24 protein-coding genes and 5 tRNA genes are annotated in these 25204 nt (G+C 61.9%); 16 read left to right on the top strand and 13 right to left on the bottom strand.

Going from position 1 to position 25204, the window contains the following annotated elements:
* Positions 1-276 precede the first annotated feature (276 nt).
* The 10 genes from AB9O74_RS15105 (at position 277) to AB9O74_RS15060 (ending at position 11657) form a co-directional block, all read left to right on the top strand.
* Positions 277-891 (top strand): phosphatidylcholine/phosphatidylserine synthase, encoded by a 615-nt coding sequence (locus AB9O74_RS15105; protein ID WP_070474651.1) that lies wholly within the window; start codon positions 277-279, stop codon positions 889-891.
* 52 nt (positions 892-943) lie between these two features.
* A complete protein-coding gene (phaE, locus tag AB9O74_RS15100; protein WP_369349794.1) occupies positions 944-2059 on the top strand; it encodes a class III poly(R)-hydroxyalkanoic acid synthase subunit PhaE in 1116 nt (371 codons plus the stop codon).
* Positions 2056-3126 (top strand): class III poly(R)-hydroxyalkanoic acid synthase subunit PhaC, encoded by a 1071-nt coding sequence (locus AB9O74_RS15095; RefSeq protein ID WP_369349793.1) that lies wholly within the window; start codon positions 2056-2058, stop codon positions 3124-3126. The genes phaE and AB9O74_RS15095 overlap by 4 nt, the downstream gene beginning before the upstream one ends.
* Positions 3123-3494: a YfeK family protein gene (locus tag AB9O74_RS15090; protein WP_369349792.1), complete on the top strand. Its 372-nt coding sequence runs from the start codon at positions 3123-3125 to the stop codon at positions 3492-3494. The genes AB9O74_RS15095 and AB9O74_RS15090 overlap by 4 nt, the downstream gene beginning before the upstream one ends.
* A 47-nt stretch (positions 3495-3541) precedes the next feature.
* Positions 3542-3745: a PspC domain-containing protein gene (locus AB9O74_RS15085; protein ID WP_123729552.1), complete on the top strand. Its 204-nt coding sequence runs from the start codon at positions 3542-3544 to the stop codon at positions 3743-3745.
* Between the two features lie 8 nt (positions 3746-3753).
* Positions 3754-4206: a hypothetical protein gene (locus AB9O74_RS15080; RefSeq protein ID WP_369349858.1), complete on the top strand. Its 453-nt coding sequence runs from the start codon at positions 3754-3756 to the stop codon at positions 4204-4206.
* Between the two features lie 134 nt (positions 4207-4340).
* The gene (locus AB9O74_RS15075) at positions 4341-4556 is read left to right on the top strand and encodes a hypothetical protein (protein ID WP_176988654.1); all 216 of its coding nucleotides are present in this window, start codon (positions 4341-4343) and stop codon (positions 4554-4556) included.
* 206 nt (positions 4557-4762) lie between these two features.
* Positions 4763-7138 (top strand): Tex family protein, encoded by a 2376-nt coding sequence (locus AB9O74_RS15070; protein ID WP_369349791.1) that lies wholly within the window; start codon positions 4763-4765, stop codon positions 7136-7138.
* A 229-nt stretch (positions 7139-7367) separates the two neighbouring features.
* Positions 7368-9515 (top strand): PAS domain S-box protein, encoded by a 2148-nt coding sequence (locus tag AB9O74_RS15065; protein WP_369349857.1) that lies wholly within the window; start codon positions 7368-7370, stop codon positions 9513-9515.
* Between the two features lie 279 nt (positions 9516-9794).
* The gene (locus tag AB9O74_RS15060; protein ID WP_369349790.1) at positions 9795-11657 is read left to right on the top strand and encodes a methyl-accepting chemotaxis protein; all 1863 of its coding nucleotides are present in this window, start codon (positions 9795-9797) and stop codon (positions 11655-11657) included.
* Positions 11658-11719: 62 nt separating this feature from the next.
* Here AB9O74_RS15060 and AB9O74_RS15055 read toward each other — a convergent pair whose 3' ends face one another.
* The 3 genes from AB9O74_RS15055 to AB9O74_RS15045 all read right to left on the bottom strand — a co-directional run bounded on the left by AB9O74_RS15055 (position 11720) and on the right by AB9O74_RS15045 (position 12925).
* A complete protein-coding gene (locus AB9O74_RS15055) occupies positions 11720-12079 on the bottom strand; it encodes a type II toxin-antitoxin system HigA family antitoxin (protein ID WP_369349789.1) in 360 nt (119 codons plus the stop codon).
* Positions 12076-12381 carry a type II toxin-antitoxin system HigB family toxin gene (locus tag AB9O74_RS15050; RefSeq protein WP_369349788.1) on the bottom strand — a complete coding sequence of 102 codons (306 nt, stop codon included), beginning with the start codon at positions 12379-12381 and terminating at the stop codon, positions 12076-12078. The genes AB9O74_RS15055 and AB9O74_RS15050 overlap by 4 nt, the downstream gene beginning before the upstream one ends.
* 247 nt (positions 12382-12628) lie before the next feature.
* Positions 12629-12925, bottom strand: a complete 297-nt coding sequence (locus AB9O74_RS15045; RefSeq protein WP_369349787.1) for a hypothetical protein — start codon at positions 12923-12925, stop codon at positions 12629-12631.
* An 82-nt stretch (positions 12926-13007) separates the two neighbouring features.
* Between AB9O74_RS15045 and AB9O74_RS15040 the strand changes: the two genes are divergently transcribed.
* Positions 13008-13535, top strand: coding sequence for a hypothetical protein (locus AB9O74_RS15040; RefSeq protein WP_369349786.1), 528 nt, complete (start codon positions 13008-13010; stop codon positions 13533-13535).
* 127 nt (positions 13536-13662) lie between these two features.
* Here the strand turns inward: AB9O74_RS15040 and AB9O74_RS15035 are convergent, their stop codons facing one another.
* Positions 13663-16782, bottom strand: coding sequence for an SIR2 family protein (locus tag AB9O74_RS15035; protein WP_369349785.1), 3120 nt, complete (start codon positions 16780-16782; stop codon positions 13663-13665).
* A 297-nt stretch (positions 16783-17079) separates the two neighbouring features.
* Between AB9O74_RS15035 and AB9O74_RS15030 the strand changes: the two genes are divergently transcribed.
* Positions 17080-17634 (top strand): recombinase family protein, encoded by a 555-nt coding sequence (locus tag AB9O74_RS15030; RefSeq protein ID WP_019660316.1) that lies wholly within the window; start codon positions 17080-17082, stop codon positions 17632-17634.
* Here the strand turns inward: AB9O74_RS15030 and AB9O74_RS15025 are convergent.
* Entirely contained in the window at positions 17631-18176 is a 546-nt protein-coding gene (locus tag AB9O74_RS15025; RefSeq protein ID WP_369349784.1) for a hypothetical protein, read from the bottom strand. The genes AB9O74_RS15030 and AB9O74_RS15025 overlap by 4 nt on opposite strands.
* A 27-nt stretch (positions 18177-18203) precedes the next feature.
* Positions 18204-18527 carry a helix-turn-helix domain-containing protein gene (locus AB9O74_RS15020; RefSeq protein ID WP_369349783.1) on the bottom strand — a complete coding sequence of 108 codons (324 nt, stop codon included), beginning with the start codon at positions 18525-18527 and terminating at the stop codon, positions 18204-18206.
* A gap of 299 nt (positions 18528-18826) precedes the next feature.
* Between AB9O74_RS15020 and AB9O74_RS15015 the strand changes: the two genes are divergently transcribed.
* Positions 18827-19258, top strand: a complete 432-nt coding sequence (locus AB9O74_RS15015) for a hypothetical protein (protein WP_369349782.1) — start codon at positions 18827-18829, stop codon at positions 19256-19258.
* A 208-nt stretch (positions 19259-19466) separates the two neighbouring features.
* Complete coding sequence (locus AB9O74_RS15010; RefSeq protein WP_369349781.1) at positions 19467-20303, top strand: hypothetical protein; 837 nt, start codon at positions 19467-19469, stop codon at positions 20301-20303.
* A gap of 95 nt (positions 20304-20398) precedes the next feature.
* On the opposite strand, the gene AB9O74_RS15005 is transcribed toward AB9O74_RS15010, so the two are convergent.
* Complete coding sequence (locus AB9O74_RS15005) at positions 20399-22285, bottom strand: hypothetical protein (RefSeq protein ID WP_369349780.1); 1887 nt, start codon at positions 22283-22285, stop codon at positions 20399-20401.
* A 97-nt stretch (positions 22286-22382) separates the two neighbouring features.
* Positions 22383-22469 (bottom strand) — tRNA-Leu (locus tag AB9O74_RS15000).
* A 124-nt stretch (positions 22470-22593) separates the two neighbouring features.
* Here AB9O74_RS15000 and AB9O74_RS14995 point away from each other — a divergent pair.
* Positions 22594-22974, top strand: coding sequence for a response regulator (locus tag AB9O74_RS14995; protein ID WP_369349779.1), 381 nt, complete (start codon positions 22594-22596; stop codon positions 22972-22974).
* Positions 22975-22983: 9 nt separating this feature from the next.
* Here AB9O74_RS14995 and AB9O74_RS14990 read toward each other — a convergent pair whose 3' ends face one another.
* Positions 22984-23940, bottom strand: coding sequence for an SOS response-associated peptidase family protein (locus AB9O74_RS14990; protein ID WP_369349778.1), 957 nt, complete (start codon positions 23938-23940; stop codon positions 22984-22986).
* Between the two features lie 105 nt (positions 23941-24045).
* Here AB9O74_RS14990 and AB9O74_RS14985 point away from each other — a divergent pair, with 105 nt between their 5' ends.
* Entirely contained in the window at positions 24046-24462 is a 417-nt protein-coding gene (locus AB9O74_RS14985) for a GNAT family N-acetyltransferase (RefSeq protein WP_176988659.1), read from the top strand.
* Positions 24463-24511: 49 nt separating this feature from the next.
* On the opposite strand, the gene AB9O74_RS14980 is transcribed toward AB9O74_RS14985, so the two are convergent.
* The 4 genes from AB9O74_RS14980 to AB9O74_RS14965 all read right to left on the bottom strand — a co-directional run bounded on the left by AB9O74_RS14980 (position 24512) and on the right by AB9O74_RS14965 (position 25016).
* Positions 24512-24587, bottom strand: a tRNA-Glu gene (locus tag AB9O74_RS14980).
* A gap of 49 nt (positions 24588-24636) precedes the next feature.
* Positions 24637-24712 (bottom strand) — tRNA-Ala (locus tag AB9O74_RS14975).
* Positions 24713-24815: 103 nt separating this feature from the next.
* Positions 24816-24891, bottom strand: a tRNA-Glu gene (locus AB9O74_RS14970).
* Positions 24892-24940: 49 nt separating this feature from the next.
* A tRNA-Ala gene (locus tag AB9O74_RS14965) sits at positions 24941-25016 on the bottom strand.
* Positions 25017-25204 lie beyond the last annotated feature (188 nt).

The raw sequence follows: 25204 nt of genomic DNA, 5'->3' as shown, positions 1-25204 counted from the left end.
CCCGTCACGATGAAGATCGGTGATCAACAAATCACCAAGGTCGCGTCTATTGAGACTGAGTTGTCCACAGGGGGTGTGGATGACTCGTGGGCAAGTTTGTGGATAAGCGCCTCCGGCCCCCGCTGGCGCTCGCTGTCAAGATGGGTGGTCAAAAATTCACCGCAGGTCGTCTCCGCGTGAACGGCGCGGCAAGGCCGGGTACGGTGGCGTAGGGTGGGCTGTCCGGGCGCGGGCCGCTCGCGGTACTCTCTTGGGATTGCCGCCACCCGATCTTCCATGAAACGTCATTTCTCGATGTTGCGCGAGTTCCACCTGGCCGACTGGTTCACCCTGGCCAACGCGTTCTGCGGCACCGGCGCGGTCTTCGCCGCCATGCGCTACCTGCAGGACGGCGAGCGCAGCTATCTGCTGTTCGGCATGGCGCTGATCCCGCTGGCCTTCATTTTCGACGCACTGGACGGGCGCATCGCCCGCTGGCGCAAGTCCAGTTCCACGCTGGGCCGCGAGCTGGATTCGCTGTCGGACATCATTTCCTTCGGCGTGGCCCCGGCGGCGCTGGCCTACGCCTGCGGCATGCAGGGCGGCTGGGACTGGCTGGTGCTGAGCTATTTCGTCTGCTGCGGCGTCAGCCGCCTGGCGCGCTACAACGTGACCGCCGAGGCGCTGGCCGGCGAAGGCGACAAGGTGCCGTACTTCGAGGGCACCCCGATTCCGACCAGCCTGGCGCTGGTGGTGGTGCTGGCCGTGGCGGCGAGCGTCGGCGCGACCGGCGCGGACCTGTGGCTGGGCCAGTGGCAGCTTGGCCCGTGGCAGCTGCACCCGCTGGTGCTGCTGTTCGCGCTGTCCGGCTCGCTGATGATCAGCAAGACCCTGCGCATCCCCAAGCCGTGAGGCAGCGCGGCGAGCCATTGCTATCATCGTTTCCCGAGACGGGAGGACGGTCATGACCACGGCGGGCAGCGGCAGCGGCGCAGGCGATGTAGAGGCCTTGGCGCGGCAGTATTTCAGTGCCTGGGGCGATGCCCTGCGGCACGCTGCGGCACCACCGGGCCATGCGGGTGGCCCCGAGGGCCAGGGCAACTGGCAGCAGGCGATCGACGGGTGGGCGCAGATGATGCCCAACGCCGCCAGCGGCCCGGCCGACGAGGCCGTGCATCGCTTCCGTGAGCAGGCCGGTGGCTGGTACGGCACCATGCAGCAGGTGGCCGCGCAGTTCGCCGGTCGCGACACCACCAGCGCCGACGTCGCGCAGGCCTGGCGAAAAGCCGTCCTGGGGCAGGGCAACGGACTGCTGCAGTGGATGCTGCAGGGCGCACGCGGACACACGCATGCCGAGGGTCCGGACCTTCTTCAGTTGCTGGAGACCTTGCAGCGCCAGCTTGGCCCGTGGCTGCAGAGTCCCGCCTTCGGTCCCGGTCGCGAGCATCAGGCCCGCTGGCAGGCGCTGCTGCGCGCGCAGCAGGAGTATCAGGCGCACTCGCGCGATTACGTGGATCAGATCAAGCAGGCGCTGGACGATGCGTTCACCCTGTTCGAGCAGCGCCTGGCCGAGCACGAACAGCCGGGCAACCAGCTCACCAGTGCGCGGGCGATGTTCGATCTGTGGATCGACGCGGCCGAGGAAGCGTATGCCAAGGTCGCGCTGTCCGAGCCGTTCCAGACGGTCTATGCCTCGCTGGGCAATGCCCAGATGCGGCTGCGCGCGGCCACCCAGCAGGAAATCGAACGGCTGACCGAGAGCTTCGGGCTGCCGACGCGCACCGAGATGGATGCGGCGCATCGCCGTATCGCCGAGCTGGAGCGGCTGGTGCGGCGCATGGCCGGCGGCGCGGGTACGGCGGGCCCCAATAAGGCAACATCCGGCAAGGCAGCACCGAAGCGGGGCAAGGCGTCTGCGGCAGCGCGTCCGGCTGCGGCACCTGCCAGTAAGGCCAAGGCGAGCAGGCCTGCAGCAAAGCCAGCTGCCGCGAGCAAACGCGCAGGCAACGTTTCCACGCCGGCCAAGGACACCAAGCCTGCCACCAAGCCCACCACCAAGCCCCGGAAGCGCAGCGCATGAAAGGCCCCTTGGGCTTCAACGCCGAAGACCTGCTGCAGGAGACCCTGGCCATGCAGCGCAAGCTGATGGATGGCCTGAAGCTGCTGCCTTCGGTGGACGATGTCGATTACGGCGTGACCACCCGCGAAGAGATCTGGCGCGACGGCAAGGTCACGCTGTACCGCTTCGTCGGTACCGAGCCGCCGGTGCACCGCACGCCGCTGCTGATCGTCTATGCGCTGGTCAACCGGCCGTACATGGTCGACCTGCAGACCGACCGCTCGCTGGTGCAGAAACTGCTGGCGCTGGGCCACGATGTCTATGTGCTGGACTGGGGCTACCCGGACCGTTCCGAGCGCTACCAGACGCTGGAGGATTACCTGCTGCGCTTCGTGGATGGCGCGGTGGATCACCTGCAGGCGCGCAGCGGTGGCGAGCCGATCAACATGCTGGGCATCTGCCAGGGCGGCGTGTTCGCGCTTTGCTATGCCGCGCTGCGCCAGGCCAAGCTGGCGAACCTGATCACCATGGTCACCCCCGTCGATTTCCACACCCCGGACAACATGCTCTCGCACTGGGCGCGGCAGGTGGATGTGGACCTGCTGGTGGACACGCTGGGCAACATCCCGGCCGACCTGATGAATGCCAGTTACCTGATGCTCAAGCCGTTCCGGCTCAACGTACAGAAGTACGTGGGCCTGCTCGACATCCTCGACGACAAGGACGCGCTGGAAGATTTCCTGCGCATGGAGAAGTGGATTTTCGACTCGCCCGATCTTGCTGGCGAGGCGTTCCGTGACTTCATCAAGCAGTTCTACCAGGGCAATGGCCTGATGCACGACGGCGTGCGCATCGGCGAAGAACAGGTCGACCTCCAGCAGGTCACGTTGCCGGTACTGAACATTTACGCCGAACAGGACCATCTGGTCCCGCCGGATGCATCGCGCGCGCTGCGCGGTCGAATCGGCAGCACGGACTACACCGAGAGCAGTTTCCGCGGTGGCCATATCGGCATCTACGTTTCCGGGCGCGCGCAGCGCGAGGTTCCGGCGACCATCACCGATTGGTTGAACGAGCGCGCGCAATGAACATTCGCCCCCTTCTCTGGCTGGCCGTGGGTCTGTCGGGCATCGGTACCGCCCAGGCCGCGCCCAGCGAGGCCGCCCGCCGCGAGATCGCCGGCCTGATCGGTGCGCTGGATGGCTCCAGCTGCCGCTTCCAGCGCAACGGCAGCTGGCATGATGCGCCCGAGGCGCGGGCCCACCTGCAGCGCAAGTACGACTACCTGCTCAAGAAGGACAAGGTGGACACCGCCGAGCAGTTCATCGAGCGGGCCGCCAGCCAGAGCAGCATGAGCGGCAAGCCGTACCGGATCGCCTGCCCGGGCCAGTCGGAGCAGGCTGCCGCGGTCTGGTTCGGGGCGCGACTCAAGGCCCTGCGCCAACGCACCCCGTAGACACGGTTCGCGCTAGAGTCGGCACCTACCGGCCCGAGACCCCGTGCATGAACACACCGCCGCGCCCGCTGTCCCGTTCGCTCAACGACCGCATGATCGCCGGGGTGATGGGCGGCATCGCGCATCGCTACGGCTGGAACGTCACCCTGGTGCGGGTGCTGTTCGTGCTGATCTCGATCGGCTCGGCCGCCTTCCCGGGCATCCTGGTCTACCTGATCCTGTGGCTGTTGATCCCCAACGAGGCCGATTGAGCCTGTCGCTGCTGCTGCTGCGCGCCCTGCAGGGGCTGGGCGCGCTGTGGACGTCACCCAACACCCTGATCGGCCTGGCCGCCGGCACCGCCGGGATGCTGGCCGGTGCGCGGCCGTCGTGGAACGCGCGCGACTGCGCGATCGTGTTCCGCGAGTTTCCGTGGGGGCCGGGTGGGGCGATCACGCTGGGCAATGTCATCCTGCATACCGGACCGGTGCTGGACGTCCCGTGCCGCACCTACGCGCACCAGGCGGGCCACGCCAGCGAGCCGGTGATCGGCCTGCACGACCACGAGCGCGCGCATGTCTACCAGTATCTGGTGCTGGGGCCGCTGTATCTGCCGGTGTATCTGCTCTGCGGTGGCGTGAGCGCACGCAATCCGTTCGAACGGGCGGCCGATGTGTATGCGCTGCAGGGGCGAGGCTGGTGGCCCCGTTATTTCCGCGTTAAATCCATGTAAGAAAAATGTCGACAACGCGACGTCATCTGCATGCAAAAAAACGTTATTAGCCTGCATGACGAAACAGTCAGGTTTGCCGGGGTAAACTTGCGGCGCTGTATCAGCAACAACGTTTTTCTGGAGGAATACATCACATGGCAATCGTTCTTTATGTCGGTGGTAGCAAGGATGGCGACAAGGGCTTGGTGCCCCATGGCTTCAGCAAGTCCCAGGCCGATACCGAGCTGGGCCCGGAGATCTACACCGAGCGGTTCATGGAGCTGCAGGGTGTGGGCAGGGTGCGGGTGATGGCGTTGGAGTCGATGCGCGACGATATCGTCCATCAGCGTGCTGCGGTGCATTACCGGTAAGCCCGTCACACCGCGGAGGCGCCCGGTTGTAGCGGGCGCCCGCGCCGGCATCCCAGCCCCACGCAGGATGCCGGCGTGAACGCAGGATCCCCCGTGTGGTGAGCGCCACGGGGCGACAGGTTCGGCCCGGCCTGTCAACGGCTTTCCCCCGCCGCCCGGCATCGCCAGAATGGGTTCTTTCCGCAAAGCGGCTCCGGCCGGAAGCAATGCCTGACATCAAGCTCGCGCAGCAGATCGCCCAGACCATCGCCGATGAGATCGGTGCCCAGACCGCCCAGGCCCTCGCCGCCATCGCCCTGTTGGACGAAGGCGCCAGCGTTCCGTTCATCGCCCGCTACCGCAAGGAAGTCACCGGCGGCCTGGACGATACCCAGCTGCGCAACCTCGAAACGCGCCTGACCTACCTGCGCGAACTGGAAGACCGCCGCGCCGCGGTGCTGTCCAGCATCGACGAACAAGGCAAGCTCAGCGACGAGCTGCGCAACGAGATCCTCGGCGCGGACACCAAGTCGCGCCTGGAAGATCTGTACCTGCCCTACAAGCCCAAGCGCCGCACCCGTGCGCAGATCGCGCGCGAAGCCGGCCTGGAGCCGCTCGCCGATGGGCTGCTGGCCGATCCCGGCCTGGACCCGCAGATGTTCGGCGCGGGCTTTGTCGATGGCGACAAGGGCGTGGCCGACGTCAAGGCGGCCCTGGAGGGCGCCCGTGCGATCCTGATGGAGCGCTGGGGCGAAGATGCCGCGCTGGTCGGCGAACTGCGCACCTGGCTGGGCGAGAACGGCGTGATCCGCGCACGTGTCGCCGAGGGCAAGGAAGAGCAGGGCGCCAAGTACCGCGATTACTTCGAGCATTCGGAGTCGCTGGCAAAGATTCCGTCGCACCGGCTGCTGGCGCTGTTCCGTGCGCGGCGCGAGGAAATCCTGTTCCTGGAACTGGACCCGGGCAGCGATGCGGAGGCCGGCAATCTGTACGCCGAGGGCCGTGTCGCGCACAACGCCGGCATCCGCGACGCCGGCCGCCCCGGCGACCGCTGGTTGCTGGACGCCTGCCGCCTGACCTGGCGCGCCAAGCTGCACATGCACCTGCTGCTGGACCTGTTCAACCAGGCCCGCGAGAAGGCCGAGGCCGAGGCGATCGCGGTGTTCGGCGACAACCTCAAGGACCTGCTGCTGTCCGCCCCGGCCGGCCCCAAGGCCGTGCTCGGCCTGGACCCGGGCATCCGCACCGGCTGCAAGATCGCCGTGGTCGATGCCACCGGCAAGCTGGTGGCCACCGACACCATCTACCCGCACGAACCGCGCCGCCAGTGGGACCAGTCGCTGCACGCGATCAAGCAGTTGTGCGTGCAGCACAACGTGGACCTGATCGCGATCGGCAACGGCACCGCCAGCCGCGAAACCGACAAGCTGGCCGGTGAGGTGATCAAGGCACTGGGTGATACGAAGCTGCAGAAGATCGTGGTCAGCGAGGCCGGTGCATCGGTGTACTCGGCCTCGGAGTTCGCGGCCAAGGAATTCCCGAACCTGGACGTGTCCATCCGTGGCGCGGTGTCGATCGCCCGCCGCCTGCAGGACCCGCTCGCCGAACTGGTCAAGATCGATCCGAAGGCGATCGGCGTGGGCCAGTACCAGCACGACGTGGACCAGTACCGGCTGGCGCGCGCGCTGGATGCGCGCGTGGAGGACTGCGTCAATGCGGTCGGCGTGCACGTCAACACCGCCTCGGCCGCGCTGCTCTCGCGCGTGTCGGGGCTGTCGTCCACCGTCGCCGAGAACATCGTGCGCCACCGCGACGACAACGGTCCGTTCAAGCGCCGCAAGGACCTGCTCAAGGTGCCGCGCCTGGGCGAGAAGACCTTCGAGCAGTGCGCCGGCTTCCTGCGCATCGCCGATGGCGACCAGCCGCTGGATGCCTCCTCGGTGCACCCGGAAGCCTACCCGGTGGTGGAGCGCATCGTGGCCGCCACCGCACGCCCGATCAAGGCGCTCATCGGCGACGGCAGCTTCCTGCGTGGGCTCAAAGCCGAGCAGTTCACCGACGAAACCTTCGGTGTGCCGACGGTGCGCGACATCCTCAAGGAACTGGAAAAGCCCGGCCGCGATCCGCGCCCCGAGTTCAAGGCCGCGCGTTTCGCTGACGGCGTCGAAGAACTGAAAGACCTCAAGGTCGGGATGATCCTGGAGGGCGTGGTCAGCAACGTGGCCGCGTTCGGTGCCTTCGTGGACATCGGCGTCCACCAGGACGGCCTGATCCACATCTCCGCTTTGTCGGACACCTACGTCAAGGACCCACGCGACGTGGTCAAGGCCGGTGACATCGTCAAGGTGAAGGTGCTGGAGGTCGACGTGGCGCGCAAGCGCATCGCGCTGACCCGGCGCCTGGACGACACCCCGGCCCCGGCCAAGGCACCCGGCGAGCGCGATGCGCGCCCGGCCGGTGGCGGTCGCCGGGAGGGCGGGGCAGGCAACGGCCCGCGCAATGGCGGCCGTGGCACCCCCTCCGGGCCGCGCCCGGGCAGTGCTGCGCCGCCGGCCAACAATGCACTGGCCGACGCCTTCGCCCGGGCCAAGCGCGGCGGCTGAGCGCCTCTCCGCTGCCCGCCAGGGGCCGCCTTCGGGCGGCCCTTGGCGTTTCTGGTCCCTGCCGATGGGCGGAGGCACTTCTGGTTTCGCCCGGGTTTACGCACACTTCGCGTTCAATGCCCGTAGGGTAGGTGGACGGCGGGGAGCCCAGATGACAGACGACCAGGCAGGACCGGGCGACCGGGCGGGCCGCAGCGCCGATGACCGCGCTGGCGCCGCGCTGCGCGAGATGGCCGAACAGCGCCACCGACTGGAAATGATCATCGAAGGCACCGCGGCGGGCACCTGGGACTGGGACATCCCCGGCAACCAGATGCGGGTCAACGAACGCTGGGCGGAGATCGTGGGCTACACCCGCGAAGAACTCGCGCCGATCACGCCGGACACCTTCTTCCGGCTGGTGCATCCCGACGACCTGGCCCAGTCCAACGCGTTGCTCGAGGAGCACCTGGCGGGCCGCTCGCCGCGCTACGACAGCCTGTGCCGGATGCGGCACAAGCAGGGCCACTGGATATGGGTGCAGGACCGGGGCCGCGTCTACGAACGCGATGCACAGGGCCGGCCGCTATGGATGGCCGGCGCGCATGCCGACGTCACCGAGCTGCAGGAGGCGCGGCAGGATGCGGCGAACATGCGCCAGCGCCTGCAGGCGGTCGTCGATGCCTCCGACGAGGTGGCGGTGATCGCCACCGACATCGACGGGGTGGTCAATCTGTTCAACACCGGTGCGCAGAAACTGCTCGGCTACCGCCCCGATGAAGTGATCGGACGGGTCAACCCGGGCCTCTTCCACGATCCGGAGGAGATGCGTGCCTACCTGCAGCCCCAGATGGGGGCGGACGGGCGTCTGCCGACCGTGTTCGAGGCGTTGAGCGCGCGGGCCGCGCAGGGCACCTGGTCGCATCAGTGGACGTTCCTGCGCAAGGACGGCGAGCGCCGCCAGGTGCGCCTGTCGATCAGTCCGCTGGACTGCGCCGGCGGCAACCGGATCGGCTACGTCGGCATGGCGGTCGACCTGACCCCGCTGCTGCAGGTCCGCGAACAGGCGTTCCTGGCCTCGGAGAAATTCGCCGGGGCGTTCTCGTCGGCGGCGCTGGGCATGGCCCTGGTGTCGCTGGAAGGGCGCTGGCTGGACGTCAACGATTCGCTGTGCGGCATCCTCGGCTATACCCGTGCCGAACTGCTGCTGATCGATTTCCAGACGCTGACACATCCGGACGACCTGCATACCGACCTCGCCCTGCTTGGCGATCTGCTGGCCGGCCGCCGCGAGCATTACCACATGGAGAAGCGCTACCTGGGCAAGGCGGGGAACCTGGTCTGGGGGCGGCTGTCGGTCTCGCTGGTCCGCACGGAAAATGGCGAGCCGCTGCATTTCGTCTCCCAGATCCAGGACGTGACCGCCCAACGGCTCAGCGGCCAGCAGCTGCGCGAATCCGAGCAGCGCACCCGGGTCACGCTGGATGCGGTGGCCGACATGGTGCTGACCCTGGACCTGCACGGTGGCATCCAGTACGCCAACGCAGCGGCCACCCGCGCACTGGCGGGTGACGGCGCCGAGGCACTGGCCGGCAGCCAGCTGCAGGAGGTGATGGAGCTCACCACCGAGTACGCGCCGCGCTCGCCGTTGGACGTGGCGGTCCTGCTCGACCCGGACAGCAATGCGGTCGACCTGCATTCGGACCTGCTGCTGGCGGTGGGAACCCACCTGCTGCCGGTCGACCTGACCCGTGCCTGGCTGCGCGATGAGGACGGCCTGACCAGCGGCGCGGTCTGGGTGATCCGTGACGTCACCCAGCAACGCGCGCGCCAGCGCGAGGCCCGCCACCTGGCCGAGATCGACCCGTTGACCGAGCTGAGCAACCGGCGCGGCTTCGAGGCACACCTGCAGCAGGCCATCACCCGCGTCGCCCGGACCGGCCAGTCGGCCTCGTTGATGTACATCGACCTGGACCACTTCAAGCCGGTCAACGACACCCATGGCCATCTCGCCGGCGATGCGGTGCTGTGGGCCGTGGCCAGCGTATTGCGGCACGGGGTGCGTGATTCGGACATCGTGGCGCGGCTGGGCGGCGATGAGTTCGCGGTGATCCTGGCCGGCTGTTCGCTCAAGCGTGCCCGCCGCATCGCCATCGACCTGCTCGAGGCGATGCGTGGGTTGTCCATCCCCTGGGACCAGCGCCGGCTGAGCGTGGGCGCGAGCATCGGCATCGCGCCCCTGTTCGGCGGCATGAGCGTGGATGACGCCGTGGCGGCGGCGGATGCGCAGTGTTACCGGGCCAAGGCGCTGGGGCGCGACAACGTGCAGGTGGAAGCCCAGGCGCTCGGCGCGATCGACCCGCTGGACGCGCTCGATGCCAGCGAAAGCGGCGAGTAGGCGCGGCCCGCCGTGCGCCACGGCGCAACGATGATGGCCCTAAAGCTTTCAGAAGACGCGCCGTTATATGACTCGCAGTTGCTGCCTGTCTGCTCACGTGGATACCTGGCCGTACATCTTTTTTAATGGTTCATGTTCACCGGCCTGCCCGGTGTTTGAAGTCCATCGAAGCAACGTCATCCCCACTGGCGATCTTCGTGAGTCCCAGCCAACGGAATACCGCCACCGGGCCACCGCCCGGCGCTGACCTATTCGCTAACCGGACACCGAGGTCTAAAGATGATTACTTCAGGCTTGCACACGCATGTGCCAGGTCGTGACAGCGACGCCGATGCAGGCTCGTTGTGGCGTTCGCTCACCGCATTGTTCGTTTCCCGTCGCGCCGCCCATGGCGCCGCGGCATCTGCCGCGCTGCAGCGGCAGGCCGAGCTGGAAGACCAGGTCAAGGCGCTGCACCGGGTGCAGGCGGTGATCGAGTTCCATCTCGACGGCACCATCGTGCACGCCAACGACAATTTACTGCAGACACTGGGCTATACCCTGGAGGAAATCCAGGGCAAGCATCACGCCATGTTCGTCGATGCCGAATATGCGCAGAGCAGGGAATACCGGGACTTCTGGGCCAACCTGGGCCGCGGTGAGTTCGAGGCGGGCCAGTATCGGCGGCTGGGGAAGGGCGGCCGCGAAATCTGGATCCAGGCATCCTACAACCCGGTCTTCGACAGCCACGGGCGGCCCTACAAGGTGGTGAAGTTCGCCACCGACATCACCGCGCAGAAATTCCAGGCCGCCGATTTCGCCGGCCAGCTGGCGGCGATCAACAAATCGCAGGCCGTGATCGAGTTCGATCTGGAGGGGCGCATCCTGGGCGCCAACGAGAATTTTCTCGCCGCGATGGGATACGCCCTGGACGAGGTGCGCGGGCAGCATCATGCGATGTTCGCCGAGCCCGACTATCGGCAGAGTGCGGAGTACCGTGCGTTCTGGGCCAAGCTCGGCCGCGGCGAGTACGATGCCGGCCAGTACAAGCGGCTGGGCAAAGGTGGGCGCGAGGTCTGGATCCAGGCCTCGTACAACCCGATCTACGACATGAACGGACGCCCGTTCAAAGTCGTCAAGTACGCCACCGACATCACCGCGCAGGTGCGTGACACCCTGGCGCTGCAGCAGGCCGTCGCGCAGACGCGCGAGGTCGTCGCCGCGGCGCAGGCCGGCGACCTGACCGGCCATATCGCCACCGAAGACAAGTCCGGCCCGATCGCCGAGCTGTGCCAGGGCATCAATGCGCTGGTGGAGGCGATGGCCGGGATCATCGCCCAGATCAAGCTGGCCGCCGACACCATCGCGGTCGGTGCCAGCGAGATCGCCGAGGGCAACAGCGACCTGTCCGTGCGCACCGAGCAGCAGGCCGCCTCGCTGGAGGAAACGGCGGTCTCGATGAAAGGCCTGACCGCCACGGTGCGTCGCACCGCCGACAATGCCCGCCAGGCCAATCAACTGGCCGGCGGCGCGGTGGAAGTGGCCGCGCAGGGTGGGCAGGTGGTGCACGAGGTGGTCTCGACCATGTCGCTGATCAACGATTCCTCGCGCCGCATCGTCGACATCATCGGGGTGATCGACGGCATCGCGTTCCAGACCAATATCCTGGCCCTCAACGCGGCGGTGGAGGCGGCCCGCGCGGGTGAGCATGGGCGCGGTTTTGCCGTGGTCGCCTCGGAAATCCGCTCGCTGTCGCAGCGTTCGGCCGAGGCCGCCAAGGAGATCAAGCAGCTGATCGGCGACTCGGTCGAGAAGGTCGGGGCAGGCACGCGCCAGGTCGAGAGCGCGGGGCGCACCATGGACGAGATCGTGGTCAGCGTGAAGCGTGTCAGCGATCTCATGGCCGACATCAGCGCCGCGGCCCAGCAGCAGAGCGAAGGCATCGAGCAGATCAACCAGGTGGTCGAGCATATCGACGAGAGCACCCAGCAGAATGCCGCGCTGGTCGAAGAGGCCTCGGCGGCCGCACGCAGCATGGAAGAGCAGTCGACCCAGCTGCTGCAGACGGTGGCGGCGTTCCGGGTGACGGGGGCGGCGGGTGCGGCGCGGCCGGCTGCGGTGAATACGCTCAATGGTGCACACCCGACGCTTCGGCTGGTCTGAGCGGGTCTTACTGCACCTGATGTCAGAAGGCCGGACCGGAGCGGTCCGGCCTTCGTCACCGCTTAGAGTCCGACGAGACTTTCCACCGGAATACCCAGATTCCGGTGCAGGTTGCGGATCATGTTCAACGTCAACGCGCGCTTGCCGTTGAGCACCTCGTAAACCCGATTGGGCTGGCCGATGCTGGGCACCAGATCCTTGGCGGTCAATCCGGATTGCTCCATGCGGAACTTGATCGCCTCGATCGGGTCGGGAGGGGCAATCGCGTGGTGCTTGCTCTCGTAGGACTCGATCAGGGTGATGAGTACGTCGAACTCATCGCCTTCGGCGGTGCCGACCTCGGGAGGGCGGTCGAAGTAGTGCGACACAGCCTTGAGAGCGAGCTGATAGTCGTCTTCATTGCGGATGGGACGGATGTTCATGGGGTGCACTCCACCGTAGTCACATCGATTGCATCGTGTTGGGCATGCGTGCCGATGAATTTGATGTAGACCGCCTGGTATTGATAGGCGATTGCCACCACGAGGCGGTAGTCATTGCCTTTGATGTTGAAGACGACGCGATTGTTCGCCACGAAACTGGCCGTCGCATAGTGATTCCGGATGTCCTGCGGCGTACGCCACTCAGCGTTCTTCGCCTCGTCGTACCAGGCTTTGAGAGATTGCTCCGCTGCAGGGTGCTTGGCCCAGAATCGCTCAAGTACAGGCTTTGCCAGGATTCGCATCTGCGCAGCTTAGTCCCATTTTGGGACTTGGGCAAGCAGGCCAGCAGGCAGGCGAAGCCGCTGCTCACAAAAAAACGCCCCGGATCCGTCGATCCGGGGCGTTCTGGTTTTCCATGGTGCCGAAGGTGGGACTCGAAAGCAGATGCGCCATTTCTTTCAAGCTATTGATTGTACAGGGAAGAAGTGGGGGTGTGGTGCCGAGTTGGCACAGTTGAATGGCACACGTTTCCAGTACGCCGCAACCTGCTCAGGGAGCCAGCAGCCCGCGCGCCCTTAGTCGCGAGAGCATCCTGTTGAAGGACTTCTTCGACCAAGGGCGCTTCCGTTGAGTGAAGTGGCCGTTGGCATTTAGCCAGGCCCGCCAAAGAGCTTTGTCGTTGCCATCAGCGGCATGGTCGATTTCACCGTCCCGTATCGCAGTCAGCAGCGCGTGGTAGACCGCTTTGGCGTGCTCATCTGCATTCGACTGCAGCTTATGGGTGGCAGCGGTCGTGTCCGTATAGCGGACCGCCATAAAATTTGGATTTCCTCCGGGTCTGGCCATGACTCCTCTATTTGCGAAATGTCCCCCTTCGAGAAGATACCTGTGAGAGCACAAACGCACAACGCTCTTGAAGGAATAGGCAATGGACGACGCAAGGTGTTCAAGGACGGAATTTCAACGACAGGCTGCAGACTGGCTCATAAGCGCCGGGCATAACGCTATGGTGACGCTCACCTTCAGCGGGGACGCGGGAGTCAGCTATAAGCTTGCAGAAAAGGCATTTGGAAGCTTTGCCCACAAGCTGAAATGCCACCTGTTCGGTGCAAAATCCAAGAAGCGAATACCCATGTGTCCGATAGTTGAGGATTTTGGCGGTGAAATGATGTGGAGTACATCAGCAGCCGGAGCTCGACAGGGAACGCACATCCACTGCCTCATGCGCTTACCCGGCTGTCCGATGACCTACAAGGAAGTAATTCAAAAGCTGTGGAAGACTTCAGGAAGGCTGTGCGGAGACCCAAAAGTGAACTGTCCGGATAGGGATGATTGGTTCATCGAGCTGGACGACGCCCACAAAAAGAACGAGATGACTAACTACGTTCTGAAGAGGTGCGACGACAACTTCGATGGAGTGCTTGTTATGTTTATGCCCATTCGACCTGCGACTTAAGAACTGGATTCACTTCGCGGGAGGCGTCTTGCCTCAGGCATATCGCTGTCAAGTAGCTCAGGGGAGTCAGCTCTCCCCTGATTTATCTATTCCGTGAATAACTTGCTAAATCGTGTAACTATTGCCGCTACCTTAGTTGTTGCACATCACGCGCGGTAGGTCCAAAGAATGAGAATCCGAGAGTCAGCGAAATGCGCGTCCCTGTTGCTGGCAACTCTACATCGTTCGGCATCGACTTAGCATCAAAATAGCAGCGTATTCCTTTGCTATCCAATTCGACAAATCCATAGGAGTCATGCCGCACGGCTACCACGCCATTGAATCGCCTATTTTCTCCCTTCTCGTCCCTGACCATCTCTTTCACGGAGTTCTTGGTGGCGAACGGCACGGCCGCATTCTTTAAATGTTCGTAAAGCGCCCTTGCCTCGGCATGCCGCCCTGCCAATGTAAGCTCCCTTGCATAGAGCAACTGTGCACGGTAATTCTTATCGCCCTTGGTGAACGAACGTTGGTAGTAGCTGAGCAGCCTGTCCGCGTCAGTGACGTCAACAGCGGGGTCCTCAAGGCGAAGTAGCTGCGCGAAATCAAAATTCAAATCCTGATTTCCCGGATTGTGCTCAAGCGCTTGACGAATGACCTCCTTAGCTTCCTGAATCTTACCTCTGGCCTTTAGCACCAGTGCATACCGCTTGGCGATAAGCTGACTACGCCGATTCGACTCAAAAGCACGCCGAAGAGCACGCTCGGCCCGCTCATCATTCTCAAGAAGTTGCGCTAAGCTCGCTTCTTCCGAGAGTAGATGGGAGTCACCAGGGTACCGCTGCAACCCAGCACGAATAGTCCCTTCCACCGCTTTGATGGCCTCACTCACTAGGTCCACAGACAGCGGGGCGTCGCTTTCGGACTCTATTGCATCCGACAAGGCGAGAAGCTCAGCTTTCGCAATAGTGTGAAACGCGTGCGAGCCATTGGCCGATGACAGCAGGGACCGGGCCCTCGCTATTGCGTCGTTTCTCCATGCGACTCTCTCTATCGAGTCAGCGGTCAACTTCGAGCGGGACAGCGCAAGCTCGGCCAATGAATGTTTGATTGTGCGGTCGGTCGGAGCCAATTCGAGCGCTGTCAGGAGAGCAGTTTCAGCGTGCTTCAGCGCACCGATGTCGCCTGCGAGCCTCTTTAGATACAGCCCCTTCTGATGATATATGTGCGGCTCTTCACCAAGTACGTCCAGGGCTTTCTCGTAGATTGCCTCACCCATACGTGTATCAGGGAAAGAATCAGCCAGCTTGTTGCCCCGCAGCAAATCCCCAATTATCCGTCGGTCGTACGAATAGCCGGGGTTCAGGCGTGATATTAGCTTGATGTGGTTATCAAACCGCTCGTCGCTCGTTTTAAAAACCTCAGCATAAAGAATCTCCGCGATGTACGGATGCCTTGTCCGGTATATCCAGTCACCACTCCTATCATCCTTTTCGAGCGAGACGACTTGCTCAAGTGGCTTGAAGAACTTCTCATTGAATTGCTCAAAGCCAATGCCATGTACGCGAGAAATAAGCCCCGCACGAACTGGTGAGCCGAAGCGGTGTAGTGCGCAAATATCTGCATACAACAGCTGGGCTTCAGGGGGCGAGACTTTTTGGTACTCATCGCTAATGATGTCGCGAAAATGAGCATTTCTCGTAGCTTCATGTAGCGCGACAAGCAGTTGCCTGCCGTAGATTTCGCTTAACTGCTTGACCCGCTGCTCTTCCTTCAAGTGCTTAAGTTCGCCAAGGCAATCGTTGAGCTCAAGCCTTACCAGTAGGTCATCAATTTCGCGACGACTCAGGTACTGAAGCTCGTACTCCGCACTAACAACATTTTCAAGTGACTGAGAACGAATATTCCATTCATTAAACCTCGCACCACCAATTACAACAAGGTGACTCTTTTCTCGCTTCGCTGCCGCTATCAGATTTGCAACATCATCGGCCACAAGGGTGATGTCCTCAATGATAAGGAACAGCGGTTCCTTAGCGAGCGCCATCAGCTCCTGAATTGCTTGGACATTGATGTAGCCAGTGCTGCGCACGAAGAGGACTAGCTTTGAAAGCCGCCGCGCTGCATCCCAGGCGATGCGTCTCAGCGCGACACTCTTGCCGGCTCCCGCATGAGCCTTCAATACAATTAGTCGTTGACTAGCCGAATCGTTCGCGACCGCAATTTGCTCTTCTAGGATGGACTTCGCGAGCGGTCGGTCGAAGTCGAGGTCTTGCTCAATTGGGTACCAGCCCAAATCAAAACCGTTGAAGAACTTCTGTGGTGTCTCAACGGGAGAGGTCGTTTCGGTAGAGACGTGCTCCGCCCCTCCGTCCAAGTAGTTCAGCAGCGCCGCGCTCTCCCGCCGAGTCCCTGCGATAAACTTCGTTAAGCTAGTTGCAGTCTCGCTCTTTACAGTATTGAGCTTTCGAAACGATGTTGGGATTGACGAATCAAGCTCGCCGAGTAACGCTTCGAACGTGCTGTCAATCAAAGTGAATCGACGTTCTGACCAATAACGCTCCTCAAACTCAAGGACTCCCTTCTTGACAATGTAGTGTCGTGGCCGGGAGTCGCCATCACGCACGATTTCATCGACAAGCAATCTTAAGTCGGCATCGCGAAGGCTGTATCCAGCAAAGACGAGCGTCTTTTCTTTCGCCCACTCCAAAAGCTGACTGAATTGAGCAGCCCTGCCTTCTCTATGCCGAAGGATTCGCTCAGTGCTATACACCATTCCCGGAGCAACTTGCTCATAGGCGGTAATGCATCCATGCAACTTCAGATAGAGGACGTCGCCTTTACCCAGTGTATCCATAAAACCAGCGGTATCATGGACAAGTGGCTTCAGCTCTTGGAGTCTCTCTGAAGTTCTCTCATAAGCGCGCTCAACTAGTAAGTCGAAATTGGTCGTAGCCAGTCCGGCCCAATGAAGCTTCGGAATCGTTTTATGAAAATCTGCCGGCTGGAACGGTTCCAATGTGTCGCGGATGAAACGCTGCAACTCGCGCCCGCTTTTGGCAGTCGCGGCGTAATCACACGTTTGCACGAAATCCAAGTCCGTATACGACGAGCCTAGGAACTTCTCACAAATCTTCCCCCCCAGTTCGGCGGTACCTGGAATTAGAATTCCCGTCGAGTCCTTTGCCCCTAAGGAAGCTCCTGCCCCAAGAAATAATACTGCTCGACCAGCTTTCACTTCTTCTATCAGATTAGCGTCGATTGGCATAGGGAATTCGGATGGGTGACATGAACAGCATCTTACTCATTCGCCGCCCTTTTTACCGCCATCCGGTTCAAGCCAACCCGAAGTGCCGTACGACCATGCCAAGAAGGCTCAGCCTTGCTGCCGACCTACGGTAGGTTGCGTAACCTTGCCGAAATCCTCTGCATCGCTGGCTCCGTCCTGCCAAAGCGCCCTTGGAAATCGCTAAATGTATACAACTTGGGATGCCTCTCGGCATGTTCCAAATTACATTCCAAAATGGTATTCTCAAAACCTATAGAGCTTTGGAGACGCCTTGAAATGGAAATCATTGGCTACGCACGTGTCAGCTCGGCCGGTCAATCTCTAGATGTCCAACTGGACAAGCTGACCAAGGCGGGCTGCGGGAAGGTCTACCAAGAGAAGCGCTCTGGCCGTCAGGCAGAGAACCGTCCTGAGCTTCAAGCAGCTCTTGAGTACGTGCGGGATGGTGATGTGCTTGTGGTCTCCCGTTTGGACCGTGTTGCCAGGTCCGTCCTGGACTTGGCCAAGATTGCAGACAGGCTCAAGCGCAAGAACGTCAGTCTTCGCGTACTGGACCAGGGTTTGGACACCACGACATCAGAGGGGAAGCTGATGTTCAACTTACTGGGAGCTTTCGCTGAGTTCGAGGCAGATATTCGGGCTGAGCGCCAGCGTGACGGGATTGCGCTTGCTCAGCAGAAGGGAACCAAATTTGGCCGAAAAAAGGCTTTGACAGAGGTACAGGAAGAGCGTATCCGCAGGATGCGTGCTGAAGACGGCTTCAGCATCGAGCAGCTGGCCGAACGCTTCTCCATCAGTCGCAGTAGCGTATATCGAGCACTACAGACCTAGCGGATGATTTTGGCCTCACGCACGAACTCAGCCATCTCCAACATCTGTCTGAACTCATCCTCTATCCCGCAGTCCACCTCTCTGGTGAGCTCCGCGCGTAGCATCTCAACCAGATGCTGCACCTCAGCAACCGCTGCTTCCCGCCATTGGGTGTTGGCCACGGTGTTGTCATATCGTGCGACTTGCCCTTCGCCCCCCAAGCCAGGGAAGAATGTCTCCCACATGTCGAGGGAATACCTGAGATTGACAGATAGCTGGTCAAAGCGAGCGGAGAGGGCATTGTAGGGCTCTCTGTCGTCCGAGTAGTCAGCCCTGTCGGCAAGGGAGCGAATGCCGTGGCGGAGCCCTCGGACCTCTCGATATAGCGTCAGCGGTTCGGCCTGACTCTTCCCCAGGAAGATGTGCGCCTTGAGAGCGCACTCAGCAGCTAACAGCACGTCCACAAAATTCTTCACCCGCCCGGATTTGGTGAAATCCTCTGGCCGCAATAGTCCATAGCGGCGAAGGAACTCCCGAGCATCATTGTGGTAGTGCCATGCCAAGCTATGTCTGACGTGATGGACCACTTGTCACTCGCGCTTCGGTCTAATGGGGCTGCGTACGGCATCGCCAGACAGCTCTGATGCCAACTTCCGCTGCTCGGATGGTGATAGGGAGGCTGCGCTCAGAATTATCTGGGCCATTGCATCATTGTCAGCCAGCAGATAGGCCAGCGGAACGCCAAGTTCCTTGGCTAGCCTATCTGCCGTAGCGAAGTCGGGTTCCGAAGTTCCCAACTCGTACCTAGTCACCCTGCTGGACACGACTTCCTCCGAGAGGCCAATTCGCCTTCCAAGCTCTCGTTGAGAGATGCCCATAGCCAAGCGCGCCTCTTTCAGGCGCTTGGTGAACATGCTGCGGAGTTTGGGAAGCGCCATGAGCCGTGAGAAAAGCAGTCCTGTAGCGCCCTACAGGATGGCTTTCCCGGCCAGTCCCGTATGCTACATTATTTGTAGCCTTACCCCGCGCTGAGACTTTTCTGTTCCGTCGGCAGGGTGCAGCAAGCAATGCCCCAAAACCATTGATGCATAGGGGCTTCGAGGTAGAGCCCGTCGCCTAGGGTGTAAGTGATTTAGTCACGTACACCTACAGCGCGGACTAGCCATGCATGGGTCGTACCGTCATCAGTTCTCTCATACCTAAAAGGAGTGTCATGAGCGCCACTCGCTCTCTTTTCATTGCGTGCCTTCTTCCTCTTGCCGGTTGCAACCAGCTTGCCGCCGTCAATGGGCCGAAGGAACTGGTCTCGTTCGGACACGTTCGTCCCGTCTCCTGTGAAAGAAAGGCGGCCATCAGCTACAACTGCGTCATGAAGAACCACTCGGATGCCTTGCGTAGCGTGAGCATGGAGTGCGCCAGCTTCGATGGGCAGGGCAGGGCGATAGGCAAGCCCAGGCAGGTGTATGCCTTAAGGGGTGTGACGTTCTCTCCTGGGGAGGAGCGCATTGCACCCTTCTTCTACGATGATGGGGCGGCAGCCATCGTCTGTATGGACATTGAGGGCAACATCCCTCCATACGGCGAAATCCAGGCACTTCTGGACGACCCAAAGCTCAAGCAATTCACGACGGTTCTCTCCCTCTAACCAATCCAAGAATGAAGGTGCATCGAAATGGCAACGTATGAAGTGAAAATGGGTCGTCCAGGCGGGGGAAGTGGCACGTTCGTAGTGACGGTCCATGCCGGAACCCCAGACCAGGCCCGAAGCACAGCTGAAGCACAGAACCCTGGCTACAAGGCACAATCCGTCTATCGGCTTCCCTACTCAAACTGACCGAATCAAGGACGAACAGATGATGAAGCGAATCACATTGGTCTCGGCTCTTGCACTTGTACCCTTTGCGTCTCAAGCACAGGCCCTACTTAACGTCAGCGGCCAGTGGGAGTACCGCGACGCGTCGAAGATGGAGACGGACGAGGGGTTGAATCTCTGCTTCCAGCTGGACTCAGCCTCCATCGCGCGGAGTCCGCAGCTTCGCCAGCACGGCGGTGCCCTGTGCGCGAGCAACGCCTCTGCTGGTGCAAAGTTGCTCGGCCTTCCTCAAAGAGTTGCAAAGGCTGGATGCAGATACGATGCAACGGGGGTGGCATCTGTCGGACTGACCGGACTGACGTTGCTTCCGGAGGACGAGATGTATGACGAGCGCCTGCAGGCGCGTCTGGTATCGGTGAAGGACAACCGAACAGTGTCGCCGCTGACCATGGACTGCGGGACCACTGCGGACGCATCATCCAGCTTCAAGAACATCCATGACGCCATAGCTGCGCTAAAGACACATCCTGACTTCGCAACCTTGAGTGCATCGGACTTTGCTCGCATAGATGCGGTTACCGGACTGGCTGAGTTAGATGCGGCTACACAGATGTTCTTGCCCTCTGGCTCCACCGACACGCTGGTTACCTACTACGATGGCAATTCCGGCATCCATGAGCTGACCGCCTACCGCTACGCTGAAGGAAAGTGGCGCAATGTCAGCCGAGAAGTCCTCCCGGGGTATCAGGAAGATGTCGCTCGATTCCGGGGAACCAACTTCTACCTGGATGGCGGCAGTAGCTCGCCCAAAGTCCGCGCCCTTCCGGACAAGAAGGCATGGCGATACATTGGCAGTCGCTTTGTGCAGGAAGGCTAGCGGGAGCCCTTACAAGTTTGGCTTTATTGCGAGTCGCGCGGGGAAGGTACCATCTCTCGGGGGCGGTAAGCCCCCAGAGATGGCGTGCAACGTCATCAAGCCTTGTATCCAAGTGATTTGGTAAGGTCCTTGGTGATTGACCAATCGACCTCGTAATCCAGTAGCGTGAGGAGCTCAGCCAACTCATTGGGCTCGAACTGGCGGCCATATGTGTTCACTTGAGTGCTTGCTTTGGTGCCAGCAGGCAAGAACAATTCGTGACCCGTGAACTGGTGCGCCTTGTACGCCTTCGTTCCATCTTCGAAGAACTTCTGAATGACAGAATGACGAAGGCTGTGGAACGATTTCTTGGCTGTCTTTACAGCTAGCTTTTTAAGAAGAACATCATTGAACCACTTCGTCATCGCTGTGTGCCGCTTATGGACCACGGCGTAGTTTTCGACCTCTGGGAATAGCAGGGCGTTGCTACTTTGGCGTCTTCTGGCGCTGACGAATGACATGAAGCCAAGCTCTATCAGGGTCGGGTGTACCGGGACCAGCCTCTTGCTTGCGCTGGTCTTGAGGCGAGCAGCTCCCGACTGGTTGGAGTTTTGGTCAGTTATTGCGATGACTTCAGTGCCGTCGATATAGGTGTAGACGTTTTCGACTGTAAGCAGGGCAATTTCTTGCGCTCGCGCACCTGTGAAAAGGCCGATTAGGGGTCCCCAGATGGCTATCTGCTTCTTCTCTCTGTCAATGTACTTTGAGATGAGGTCGATGCCGGCCTGTCCAAATATTCTTTGGATGTCGTCATTGCTGAAGGGATGTCGGGCTTCCTTTCCATCCTGCTTCTTGGTGGATGGGGCAAGTCCACCGGCTACGTTTTTAACGACGTACCCCTTGCTCTCAAGATAAGCGAAGAATCGACTGACCCACTCGGCTTTGTTGGCGGCCGTGCTTCTGCTGAAAGTTGCTACGCCTGACTTCTCTGTGTTCGCGATGACTTGTTTGATGCTCATGCCCTGGTACTTCTGGCGGCGAGAGAAGTAGTCGGAAGGCAATTTCTGGTGAAAAGCTGCGAACTCCGCCAGCTCGAGAGGCGTGACTTCTTCTGGCGGCTTGTCACCTACTATTTGAACCAGATGACGTACTGCCGAACCGGCAGCCTCTTTGGTGGATGGTACCCAATCGGGATTTGCCAGGAGCCACTCTTCTAGCCCTCGCGATAGAGTCGTCTGGAACAAGGGTGCGAGTGAGGGCGGCGCAGCCTGCACTGGCGCTGCTAGAGCTGCTCTGGGAGGCGCTGCCTTCAGGTAGTCGAGGGCTTTTGTCGTGGTGGTGATGTCAAGCAGCATGCATGGAATTGGCTCATCCGGGACAATGAGCTGACCGTCTTGCGGGCGTGCATCGTCCGCTGGGTTCGCATGCCAGTAGAACTCCTTGATATGAAACTTATAGCTGTCGGCCGAGAGGACCTCCGCAATGTGGTCGCTGGTCAACCGGACCTCAGCGACGAAGTTGTGCACCCTCTCTGATAGCCGGTCCACCGTTTCCTGGTCATCTACCGCCTCTTGGATATAGACGTCAGCGGCGCATCGAACTGGAATGGCTAAGGGGACGCCCCGGGCATAGAGGAGGCCCACGGCCTCCTGGAGCTCCTTAATGGCCGACGTTCCCAGAAGGGACGCCAATGCGACCTTGTTAGGCGATGCTTTGCCCGCATCAGCTTCGGTAGCGTCAGTCACGTCCAGCTTCCCTCTTAGTTCATGAAGCAGGCTGTTGTAGCTGAAGGGTGGTCCTCCCGCAATGATGCGGCTCGCCAATTCCAGTGCGTGCAGCCACAGGGTAGCTGCACGCTGCAGGGCAACTGCGCGTCGATGCGTGGCGAGGCTTAGGCGAACATCAGCCGGGCAGGGCGCGAGTCTCGCTCGGCATGGCGGCGTGAGGGCCCAGCGGAAATAAAAGGTGCCATTGCGGCGGTAAAGGTGCGACGGGGACTTCATCCAACCTCCAAGGGTTGGCACAGCCGCTGGTCACTACTCGGTTCCACACAAGAAAAAACGCCCTAAGTCATTGATGACAAAGGGCGTTTTGATTCCATGGTGCCGAAGGTGGGACTCGAACCCACACGCTTTTAAGGGCGGCGGATTTTGAGTCCGCTGCGTCTACCGATTCCGCCACTTCGGCTGGCTGGCCGCGTAGTGTATACAAGATGCCGACATTTGTGCAGACCTGAATGCTTAAGTTCCTGTCAGGGTTTCACCTACGCAGGACGCTATACTCATCGCGCTGAACCATACAGGGAGTCGTCATGAGCGCGCTGCAGGATCTTCGGGTGCTGGTGGTCGAAAACGACGAAATGAGTGCGGCCCTGCTGCAGATGCAGCTGGCGCAGTCCGGCGCCGTGGTGGTGGGACTGGCGGCCTCGGTCGCCGAGGCGCTGCGCCTGCTCGCCGAAACCCAGCCACAGGTGGTCCTGCTGGATTATCGCCTGGCCAACAACGAGACCAGCGAAGCGGTGGCAGCTGCCTTGGCGGCGCGCCAGATTCCCTTCGTGCTGGCCACCGGCATGGCAACCGAGCATCTGCCCGAGGCTTTCCGATCGGGTGTCATCCTGACCAAGCCGTACCTGACGGCCGACCTGAACGCCGCGCTGGGGCGCGCCCGGGTGGGCGACTCCGTCGCCGGCTGAGCGGCGACCTCACGCTGCTTCGGCGTGTGCCAGGGCGACCGGTTCGCGGTCGTCCAGGATCCGGTACAGCGCCGCCAGATCCTGCGGGTCCGGATTCAGCCACGCATCCAGATGTTCGCGCCGGATCGGCACGATGCAGCGGTCGTGGCCGGTCCGCGCCACATCGGCAGGCGGATCGTCGGTGATCGCGGCGAACGACAGCAGGCGACCTTCCGGTCCTTCCCACTCCGACCACAGGCATGCGATCAGCAGATCGCGCGGCGGCTGCGGGCTGAACTCCAGGACGACGTTCTCGGCTTTCTCGCCGGGTGAGAGCGTGCGCTGCTCCAGTACGTGCCGCGGTACGTGCTCGTAGAACGACTGCACCACCACCACGCCATGCCGATGGCCGAACGCGGATTTCCAGTACGCCTCCAGGCTGTCCCGGCGTGCGTTGTACGTACCGGGATACAGCGCGTCGTTGCGCGCGGGCTTGTCCGGCAGCCGGCACTGGTACCGCATCGGTTTGATCACGCGCTGCCCGTGCTCGGACACGATCACCGGCGCGTAGACCCCCGGGAAAATGCGGCTGTCGCGCGGCACCAGGCCCGCGCGCTGCAGATCGGAAAGGCGCGTCTGCGCGCGCTCGATGCGGTTGCCGGCCACGCGCACCTCGGTGCGCGCCTTCTGCGTGGGGCGCGTAGCCAGTTGTTCCTCCGCCGCTTTCAAGCGCGCACCCTGCAGGCGCACTTCCTCATCCAGTGCCTGCATTTCCTCGGCATGCCATTGCTGGATCCGCGCCACGATCTCCTGGCCCTGCGCGGTGCGGGCGCCGGCAAAGCCATCGTCCATCGCCTTGGGGGTCTTCGGGCGCTGCTTGCCGGCATCGTGGGCATAGAGCTGGGCGAACTCGTCCAGCGACATCATGGCGCCGTACTCACGGACCAGCTTGGTGTAGTCGGCGCGGATCTGGGCGGAATAGCACATGGTGGGAGAGCAGGGTGGGCAGGGGGACAGGATAGGCCCATGGGTCGCACATCCTGCGAATCCGTTCGGGCATCCTGAGCGCCCATTCAGTGCTGGATCCGCGTCATGTCGCTGCCCGTCGGTGTTCACTGCATTCCGTTACCGCCCAGCGTGGAGGAGTACCGCGCGCTGCGGGTGCTGGCCGGCCTGAGCCCGAAAACGGCCGAGGCGGCGGCGCGTGGCCTGCCCAATACGGTGTTCGGCGTGAGCCTGCGCGAAGGCGACCGGCTGCTGGCCATGGGCCGGATCATCGGCGACGGTGGCTGCTTCCTGCAGGTGGTGGATATCGCGGTGGTACCGGACCGCCAGGGGCAGGGCCTGGGCAAGGCCGTGATGCAGCAGCTGGATGGCTGGCTGCGCGCGAATGCCGTCGGTGCCTACGTGAGCCTGATCGCCGATGGGGAGGCGCATCGGCTGTATGCGCAGTTCGGCTTCGCCTTGACCGCACCGCGCTCGGTGGGCATGGCGAAGGTTGTGGCGTAGGCCCATAAACAAACAGCCCCGACCGAAGTCAGGGCTGTTTGTCTGAAACTGGCGTCCCCACGGGGATTCGAACCCCGGTCGCCACCGTGAAAGGGTGATGTCCTAGGCCTCTAGACGATGGGGACGCGTTAAACCGAATTTTGGCTTCTGTCGGACGGCCTGTGTCCGGAGAAGTGGTGGAGCCAGGCGGGATCGAACCGCCGACCTCCTGCATGCCATGCAGGCGCTCTCCCAGCTGAGCTATGGCCCCACAGTTGTGCTGCGAGCCGCCTATCATAGCGGCGCTTTTGCCGGATGGGAAGGGGTTGTCAAACAAAAAGCCCCGACCGAAGTCAGGGCTGTTTGTTTGAAGCTGGCGTCCCCACGGGGATTCGAACCCCGGTCGCCACCGTGAAAGGGTGATGTCCTAGGCCTCTAGACGATGGGGACGCGTTAAACCGAATTTTGGCTTCTGTCGGACGGCCTGTGTCCGGAGAAGTGGTGGAGCCAGGCGGGATCGAACCGCCGACCTCCTGCATGCCATGCAGGCGCTCTCCCAGCTGAGCTATGGCCCCACGTTGTACCGCGAGCCGCCTAGTATATCTGCCTGTTCACGTTTGTGGAAGCCTTTCGGGATCCGCAACGCAACCGCAGTAGGCGGTGAACAAAAAGACCCGGCATGCCGGGCCTCGGTGTTCTTCTGATGAGTGGCGTCCCCACGGGGATTCGAACCCCGGTCGCCACCGTGAAAGGGTGATGTCCT

The sequence above is a fragment of the Stenotrophomonas sp. JAG2 genome, assembly GCF_041080745.1.
GTDB lineage: Bacteria > Pseudomonadota > Gammaproteobacteria > Xanthomonadales > Xanthomonadaceae > Stenotrophomonas > Stenotrophomonas maltophilia_AA.
The sequence above is the reverse complement of the archived record's forward strand: the minus strand, read 5'-3'. Positions and strand labels throughout refer to the sequence as shown.

Excerpts from the sequence above, each read along its gene's own strand:
- AB9O74_RS15105 (WP_070474651.1), top strand. The coding sequence starts at position 277 with ATGAAACGTCATTTCTCGATGTTGCGCGAGTTCCACCTGGCCGACTGG.
- phaE (WP_369349794.1), top strand. The coding sequence starts at position 944 with ATGACCACGGCGGGCAGCGGCAGCGGCGCAGGCGATGTAGAGGCCTTG.
- AB9O74_RS15095 (WP_369349793.1), top strand. The coding sequence starts at position 2,056 with ATGAAAGGCCCCTTGGGCTTCAACGCCGAAGACCTGCTGCAGGAGACC.
- AB9O74_RS15090 (WP_369349792.1), top strand. The coding sequence starts at position 3,123 with ATGAACATTCGCCCCCTTCTCTGGCTGGCCGTGGGTCTGTCGGGCATC.
- AB9O74_RS15085 (WP_123729552.1), top strand. The coding sequence starts at position 3,542 with ATGAACACACCGCCGCGCCCGCTGTCCCGTTCGCTCAACGACCGCATG.
- AB9O74_RS15075 (WP_176988654.1), top strand. The coding sequence starts at position 4,341 with ATGGCAATCGTTCTTTATGTCGGTGGTAGCAAGGATGGCGACAAGGGC.
- AB9O74_RS15070 (WP_369349791.1), top strand. The coding sequence starts at position 4,763 with ATGCCTGACATCAAGCTCGCGCAGCAGATCGCCCAGACCATCGCCGAT.
- AB9O74_RS15065 (WP_369349857.1), top strand. The coding sequence starts at position 7,368 with ATGGCCGAACAGCGCCACCGACTGGAAATGATCATCGAAGGCACCGCG.
- AB9O74_RS15060 (WP_369349790.1), top strand. The coding sequence starts at position 9,795 with ATGATTACTTCAGGCTTGCACACGCATGTGCCAGGTCGTGACAGCGAC.
- AB9O74_RS15055 (WP_369349789.1), bottom strand. The coding sequence starts at position 12,079 with ATGAACATCCGTCCCATCCGCAATGAAGACGACTATCAGCTCGCTCTC.
- AB9O74_RS15050 (WP_369349788.1), bottom strand. The coding sequence starts at position 12,381 with ATGCGAATCCTGGCAAAGCCTGTACTTGAGCGATTCTGGGCCAAGCAC.
- AB9O74_RS15045 (WP_369349787.1), bottom strand. The coding sequence starts at position 12,925 with ATGGCCAGACCCGGAGGAAATCCAAATTTTATGGCGGTCCGCTATACG.
- AB9O74_RS15040 (WP_369349786.1), top strand. The coding sequence starts at position 13,008 with ATGGACGACGCAAGGTGTTCAAGGACGGAATTTCAACGACAGGCTGCA.
- AB9O74_RS15035 (WP_369349785.1), bottom strand. The coding sequence starts at position 16,782 with ATGCCAATCGACGCTAATCTGATAGAAGAAGTGAAAGCTGGTCGAGCA.
- AB9O74_RS15030 (WP_019660316.1), top strand. The coding sequence starts at position 17,080 with ATGGAAATCATTGGCTACGCACGTGTCAGCTCGGCCGGTCAATCTCTA.
- AB9O74_RS15020 (WP_369349783.1), bottom strand. The coding sequence starts at position 18,527 with ATGTTCACCAAGCGCCTGAAAGAGGCGCGCTTGGCTATGGGCATCTCT.
- AB9O74_RS15015 (WP_369349782.1), top strand. The coding sequence starts at position 18,827 with ATGAGCGCCACTCGCTCTCTTTTCATTGCGTGCCTTCTTCCTCTTGCC.
- AB9O74_RS15010 (WP_369349781.1), top strand. The coding sequence starts at position 19,467 with ATGATGAAGCGAATCACATTGGTCTCGGCTCTTGCACTTGTACCCTTT.
- AB9O74_RS15005 (WP_369349780.1), bottom strand. The coding sequence starts at position 22,285 with ATGAAGTCCCCGTCGCACCTTTACCGCCGCAATGGCACCTTTTATTTC.
- AB9O74_RS14995 (WP_369349779.1), top strand. The coding sequence starts at position 22,594 with ATGAGCGCGCTGCAGGATCTTCGGGTGCTGGTGGTCGAAAACGACGAA.
- AB9O74_RS14990 (WP_369349778.1), bottom strand. The coding sequence starts at position 23,940 with ATGTGCTATTCCGCCCAGATCCGCGCCGACTACACCAAGCTGGTCCGT.
- AB9O74_RS14985 (WP_176988659.1), top strand. The coding sequence starts at position 24,046 with ATGTCGCTGCCCGTCGGTGTTCACTGCATTCCGTTACCGCCCAGCGTG.